At 68.0% G+C, this 6171-nt stretch carries 5 protein-coding genes and 1 pseudogene; 2 read left to right on the top strand and 4 right to left on the bottom strand.

Annotated features, from left to right (window positions below; translation table 11 throughout):
- Positions 1–106: 106 nt before the first annotated feature.
- The 4 genes and pseudogenes from AB0I73_RS33485 to AB0I73_RS33470 all read right to left on the bottom strand — a co-directional run.
- Positions 107–418, bottom strand: a pseudogene (locus AB0I73_RS33485) (transposase); the annotation flags it as partial.
- Between the two features lie 230 nt (positions 419–648).
- Positions 649–1452 carry a TIGR03084 family metal-binding protein gene (locus AB0I73_RS33480; RefSeq protein WP_363043776.1) on the bottom strand — a complete coding sequence of 268 codons (804 nt, stop codon included), beginning with the start codon at positions 1450–1452 and terminating at the stop codon, positions 649–651.
- Positions 1453–1708: 256 nt separating this feature from the next.
- A complete protein-coding gene (locus tag AB0I73_RS33475) occupies positions 1709–3373 on the bottom strand; it encodes a GMC family oxidoreductase (RefSeq protein WP_363043774.1) in 1665 nt (554 codons plus the stop codon).
- Positions 3370–3954, bottom strand: a complete 585-nt coding sequence (locus AB0I73_RS33470; RefSeq protein WP_363043772.1) for a DUF5987 family protein — start codon at positions 3952–3954, stop codon at positions 3370–3372. Before AB0I73_RS33470 ends, AB0I73_RS33475 begins: the two co-directional genes overlap by 4 nt.
- A gap of 331 nt (positions 3955–4285) precedes the next feature.
- On the opposite strand from AB0I73_RS33470, the gene AB0I73_RS33465 reads away from it, so the two are divergent.
- Entirely contained in the window at positions 4286–5344 is a 1059-nt protein-coding gene (locus tag AB0I73_RS33465; protein WP_363043770.1) for a transcriptional regulator, read from the top strand.
- Between the two features lie 22 nt (positions 5345–5366).
- Positions 5367–6143 (top strand): AraC family transcriptional regulator, encoded by a 777-nt coding sequence (locus AB0I73_RS33460; RefSeq protein WP_363043768.1) that lies wholly within the window; start codon positions 5367–5369, stop codon positions 6141–6143.
- The last annotated feature ends 28 nt before the right edge of the window (positions 6144–6171 follow it).

The following is a 6171-nucleotide window of genomic DNA, read 5'->3' as shown; positions in this document are numbered from 1 at the left end:
TCGCCCCCGACCTGGGGTCCAGCCTGTCTCCAGCTTCAACCGGTCACTGCGATGACCAGCGGTGGGCTCCTCCTCCCACTCGATCCTCAGCGCCTGGTGGCGCACAGCCGGTCTCGTCGATGATCAGTACCCCGTCGGGGCGGCCGAGGTGTTCGGCGGCGTAGGTCTGCAGGTCGTCGCGGATGTCGTCGGGGTTCCAGCGGGCTCGGGAGAGCAGGTGCTGCAGTCCGTCGGGGGTGGCGTGGCCGGCGTATTCGGCCAGCTGCCAGCCATTCTTCCGCCCGACCGGGCCGAGCAGACCGCGAACGTAGTCGCGCATCCGACGGCGTGGTTCCACCCGGCCGAAACGATGGCCGACACGGAGGAAGAGGTCTTCGAGTTCGTCGTCCCAGGTCTCGGCTGCAGGCTCGTTGATCACGACGGGAGGCTGCCCCGGCCACTGCCATCACCCACGCCGGCTGCACACGAGCGAGGGGCGGCCCCGTGAAGACCGCCCCTGACGGGCCACCGGCCCACTACACTCACCACGCGCAGCATCTGAGCAGGCAAAACGTCGAAGTCCGGCTGGAGTACCAGGGCGCGGCGGGCTCTGACCGTTGGGACGGCCGCGGACTCTGCGCTACGCCCCGGTCGCCCGGTCCACCCGACTCACTCCGCCGAATCTGCGAACTGACCCGGCTGCCGGCCCTCGCCGTACGGACCGCGGTAGGCCTGGGCGATGTCCAGCCACTGATTCGCGTCGGTACCGATCGCCGTCAGGGCGAGGTCGTCACGGTGGCGGCGGCGGGTGACCAACAGGCAGAAGTCGTGGGCCGGTCCGGTGACCTTGTCGGTGGCGTCCTCGGGGCCGAATGTCCACAACTCGCCGGAGGGGCTGGTCAGTTCGAAGCGGAACGGCTGGGCCGGTGGTGTCAGGTTCCGGGCCAGATAACCGAAGTCGCGAGTGAGCCAGGCGAAGAAAGTCAGGTGACGCAGCCGGTCGGTGGGCTCGCGGCGCACGCCGAGAGCGTCGGCGATGTCCTGCCCGTGGGCGAAGACTTCCATGATGCCAGCCGAGGCGAGCACGGCCGGCGGCAGCGGGTTGACCAGCCACGGCACGACCTGCCCTTCGGGGACGGCGGCGAGGGCGTCCACCGACGCCCGGCCCAGGGCGCGGAAGCGGCCCAGCAGTTCGGAAGGCGGGAAGGCGTTGAACTGCTGCAGGGCCACGTTGACGGAGCCGTCGAAGTCGTGGGCGGCGCCGGCGGCGATCTTCGCGAAGGCGTCCGGGTCGGAAGCGGCGGTACGGGCCAGGTGGAAGATGAACGTCAGGTGGGCAATCTGGTCGGCGATGGTCCATCCGGGCGCGGGGGTCGGGGTCTGCCAATCGGAGTCGTCCAGGCCCTGCACGAGGCGGGCGGTCTCCTCGATGTCGGCGGTCAGGTCCTTCAGGACGTCGCTGCGGGTGCTCATCTTCTCGTCTCCTGTCGGTGGAAGAGGTGTGGTGTCGTCAGTGGTCTTCCCCGGGCGGGTGATGCCCGCTCGGGCCGGTGTGGAGGGGCCGGAGTCGTCCTCCGATGCTCACAACGGCGGTCAAAGCCGTCGACACCGCGGCCGTCGCATTACCGTCTCCTTTCGTCGTCCGCAATCGATTTCGTGAAGCAACCGACCGGCCATCGAAGAAGCCCTCGAACTGGTCGACGGGCGCCGGAACACGGCGCCGGGGCCGTCACACTTCGGCGGCCGTCCGGCGCAGCAGCGGCAGGACGCCCCTGCGGCCACTGGTGTCACCGCCCGGGGCCGGGGCTCCGTAGGTGACCCCGATCCCCCTGGTACGAGCAGCGGTCACGATGTGGGGGACCGCGCGCTCGGCGAGCGCCGCGATAGTCATCGCGGGGTTGACAGTGAGCGCGCCGGGGACCGCGGAGCCGTCGGTGACGAAGATGCCAGGGTGGTCGCGCAGTTCATTGGTGTCGTCGAGGGCGGATGTGTGCGGGTCGTCGCCCATGCGGCACGAGGCCAGCGGGTGCACGGTGTAGGCGCCCACCAGATCGTTGGTCCAGGGCATCACCTTGGCGAGGCCGTCCTTCTCCAGGATCTCCTTCACATCGGCGTCGGCCTGCTTCCAGCCGTGCCAGGTGTTCTCCGTCGGCCGGTACGCCAGGTTTCCGCGGCCGAGCATCTGCTGGGAGATGCGGTGCGCGTTGCCGGTCGCGGGCGGCGGGCCGAAGACGCCCTCGTTGTCGTCCTCGGTCATGGAGAAGATGGTGAGCCAGGACCTCCAGTTCCTCAGGAGCTCCTTCTTCTCCTTGCCGAACCAGGTGGGGCCGGTGGCGTCGGGCACCTGGGCGAGGATCGTCCCCAGGCCCGGCGGGAAGTACAGCTGCTCCAAGGAGTAGCGGGAGTACTCGGGCAGCGAGCCGTCGAGCCTGTCCCAGCTGGCCGCAGTCGGGCCCTTGCCGATCGCGTTGGCGCCGTAGGGGAGCTGTCCCTCCCCCCGGGACAGGCCCAGCAGTTCGGCAACCTTCTCCTCGTTGAGGACGGCGGTGTTGAGACGTTCGCCGTTGCCGGAGAAGTAGCGTCCGACCGCGTGCGGCATCCTACCCAGGTGTGCTTCGCTGCGCTGCAGTATGACGGGGGTGGCGGCGGCGCCGGCGGCCAGGACGACGATCTTCGCCTCGATCACACCGGAGCCGTTCTGCAGCCGGTAGTCCTCGTCGTGGACGATGTTGTAGTGCGCGCGGTAGTCGCCCTCGGCCGTCCGCGTCAGGTACTGCACCTCGTGCAGAGGGCGGATCTCGGCACCGTGGGCCAGGGCGGCGGGCAGGTAGTTGGCCGTGAGGTCCTGCTTCGCCTCGAAGCTGCACCCGGCCATCATGAAGTTGCAGTTGACGCACTTAGAGTTGTCGATCGCGACGGCGAGCGGGTTGGCGGTGCGTCCGGCGCGGTCGCAGGCCGCCGCCCACAGCCCCCCCGCGTAGGAGACGTCGTCCCACCCCTGCTTGCTGACCGACAGAGACTCCTCAATACGGTCGTACCACGGGTCGAGGGTGTCGCGGCTGACGAACCGGGGCCACATGCGGCGGCCGATGCTGCCCTTGCGGTCGAAGACGAACCTCGGCGCGCGGGGCATGGCCGCGAAGTACACGACGCTGCCGCCGCCGACGCAGTTGCCGCCCAGCACGCTCATGCCGTCGCCGACGACGAAGTCGAAGATCCGTGTATAGGACGAGCCGAGCTTGTAGTCGTGCTCGAACTCCTGGCTCTCCAGCCAGGGTCCGCGCTCCAGCACGGTCACCTTGGCGCCGCCCGCGGCCAGATGGTAGGCGGTGATCGCGCCACCGAAGCCACTGCCGATCACCAGAACGTCGGTGCGCTCGGTAGTACCACTCATGCCGGGCTCCCTGAAGGCGTGGTGGAGGGGTGCATTCGGGCGAGCTCGCGGCCGTAGCCGGAGTTCTGGAAGCGCCACAGGCCGTCCGCGTCGGGCTCGGTGATGCCCATGACGGTCAGGCCCGGGTGGCCGTCCCGTAGCGCGTCCGCGGTGTGCAGGTGCGCGGCCGAGTCGAAGGACATGTTGCAGAAGAGGGACAGGAGCACCCAGAACTCCTTCTCCGGGTGGCCAGGACGGGTCAGCCGCGCGATCAGTTCGGTCCGGTCCGGGAACTCCAGGGCCACGAAGGGAGGAACGTCCGGGTCGAGTTCCAGTCCTCTCTCCTCGGCGTAGGCCCTGGCGTGCTCGTTGACACGCTGCGCCAGGTCGTCCAGGTCATCGCTGATGCCCGTGGCGTCCCAGCGCAGCAGCTCAAGCGCTCCCGCGGCGACCGCACCGCCGCCCGTGGCGGCGCCGGCGACGGCCCGGTCCCCGGGCCAGCGCTTCTCTCCTGGGATGATCGTGTCTGCGTAGGCTTCGAGGGTGAGCGACGCGTCGTCCGCTGTCTCCTTGGCCCGCGCGGTTTCTTCTTCTCGCTGCAACTCAACCTCCGGTCGGGTGAGTGGGGGCGCCTGTTGGCGTGGGGAGAACGCTAGAGCTTGTGAGTCCTTTCAAACAACCAACAGGCCTCACTTAGGAGAACGACTAAGTTTCCCTGTGTAACTAACTAAAGTAGGGACATTGTTGCGACTGCGGCGCAGAGAAGAATAAGCCAACCGCTATGCTCCCTCACGGACTCATTCCCTGCCTCCGGTAGCCGTTCTGTCCACAGGACGGGATCGGCATTTCGAAGAGGCAGTCCGCTCTCACTCGGGGGGAACGTTGGAAAGTACCGACAGATCCCTGGCCCTGCGATCCAGCTTCACACACAGGGTGCTAATCAAGGAGCTCCTTCCGGCCGATTCACCGCGCTCGGGAGGCATCGACGAGGCTCATGTGAGGCGACTTGCCGAAATATATGCTTCGTTGCCTCCCGTCCTTGTCCACCGCGCAACGATGCGGGTGGTCGACGGAATGCACCGCATAGCAGCGGCGGCCTTGAAGGGGATGGACTCCGTCGAAGTGCAGTACTTCGACGGAGCCGAGGAAGAGGCCTTCATGCGCGCGGTCGCAGCCAACACGTCTCACGGACTGCCGCTGTCGGTCGAGGACCGCAAGGCAGCGGCCCGGCGCATCTTCAGTGCGCAACCCGACCTGTCGGACCGCGCCGTCGCCGCCTGCGTCGGCCTGGACGCCAAGACCGTGGCCGCCGCACGGCGGCGTTCAACCGGGGAGTTTCCTCGGCTGAACGCCAGGATCGGTTCCGACGGCAGGACCCATCCGCTGGACCGCACCGCCGAGCGGATACGCGCTGCGGAACTGATGACCAGCCGCCCTGACTTGCCGCTTCGGGCCATCGTCAAGGAGACTGGGCTCTCGCTCGGTACCGCGCACGACGTACGGCAGCGGCTGCTGAGGGGCGAGTCGCCGATCCCCTCGGGGCGCAGACAGCCCCGCGGAAAGGGCTCGCAGGCACTGGCCGCGAAGCCGACTGCTGAAACCGGGTCCACGGCCGAGGGCGGTTCCCGGGCCTCCTCGGCCGACGCTCACGGGAGACGGCAGCGGGCCGCCGCAGACGGCTCTCCCGCCCTGGCCGGCCGGGCCCGCTTCTCCCTGGAGACATTGCACAAACTGACCCGCGATCCGTCCCTGCGCCACTCGGAATCGGGCCGCCGCCTGCTGCGCTGGCTTTGTGTCCATTTCATTTTGGACGATACCTGGCGTCAGCACATGGAAGCCGTTCCGTCCCACTGCACCGCCACCATGGCGGAACTTGCCCTCCAGTACTCCGGCGCCTGGAAGAGGTTCGCCGAGGAGCTCTCCAGAAGGAGACTCGCCGACATAAAAACCACTGCAGAACTGCATGCGCCCTCGGAAACTCGGAACTGGTAAGACTCGACAACAGGGGAAAACGGTGCCCATTACTGCAATTGAGTACGCCGTCCGCCGGGTGATCGACGAAATGCACGTCAACCTCGGCCAGGAACTGACCATCGACGACATGGCGCGCACGGCAATGTTCAGTAAATTCCATTTCACCCGAGCATTCAGAGACATAACCGGCACATCTCCTGGACGCTTCCTTTCCGCACTGCGTCTTCAGGAGGCGAAGCGCCTGCTGGTGGAGACCGATTTCAGCGTGGCCGACATCAGTAGCCAGGTCGGCTACAGCAGCGTCGGCACGTTCAGTTCGCGCTTCAAGACGTGCGTGGGGGTCTCCCCGAGCACGTTCCGGGTGCTGGGCGGATTCACCTCCAAGATCGGCGAGGAGGAGCCGGAGGGCTCCGGCGGGCCTTCCCTGCGCAACGTCCTGCGCGGCCGGGTACAGCTCCCCGAGAACCGCTCCCCCGGGTACTGTTTCGTCGGCCTCTTCCCCACGCCGGTGCCCCAGGGCCAGCCGGTGCGCTGCACCGTCCTGGACGGCCCCGGCTCCTTCGAGCTGCCGAACGTCCCCGAGGGCACCTGGCACCTCCTGGTGCACTCCGTTCCCTACGGCCAGGAGCACACACCGTCGGGAGCCGGCTGCAAGGACACCGTTTCCGTCGGGCGGTACGGTCCGGTCACCGTGCACGCCGACACCCTGCTGATGCCGGCCGACATCGTCCTGCGTCCGCTGGACGACCTGGACCCGCCGGTGCTGATGGCCCTTCTTGACACGCGCACCGCCGCGCTGGAGGCGGTGGCGAGCTGACGCGCCCGCAGGAGGCGAGGGTCGGCCG

The sequence above is a fragment of the Streptomyces sp. NPDC050388 genome, from assembly GCF_040655635.1.
Lineage (GTDB): Bacteria > Actinomycetota > Actinomycetes > Streptomycetales > Streptomycetaceae > Streptomyces.
This window is presented reverse-complemented; position numbering and strand designations above follow the sequence as displayed.

What these genes read in the sequence shown, in the direction of transcription:
- AB0I73_RS33480 (WP_363043776.1), bottom strand. Translation starts at nt 1,452, where the DNA reads ATGAGCACCCGCAGCGACGTCCTGAAGGACCTGACCGCCGACATCGAG.
- AB0I73_RS33475 (WP_363043774.1), bottom strand. Translation starts at nt 3,373, where the DNA reads ATGAGTGGTACTACCGAGCGCACCGACGTTCTGGTGATCGGCAGTGGC.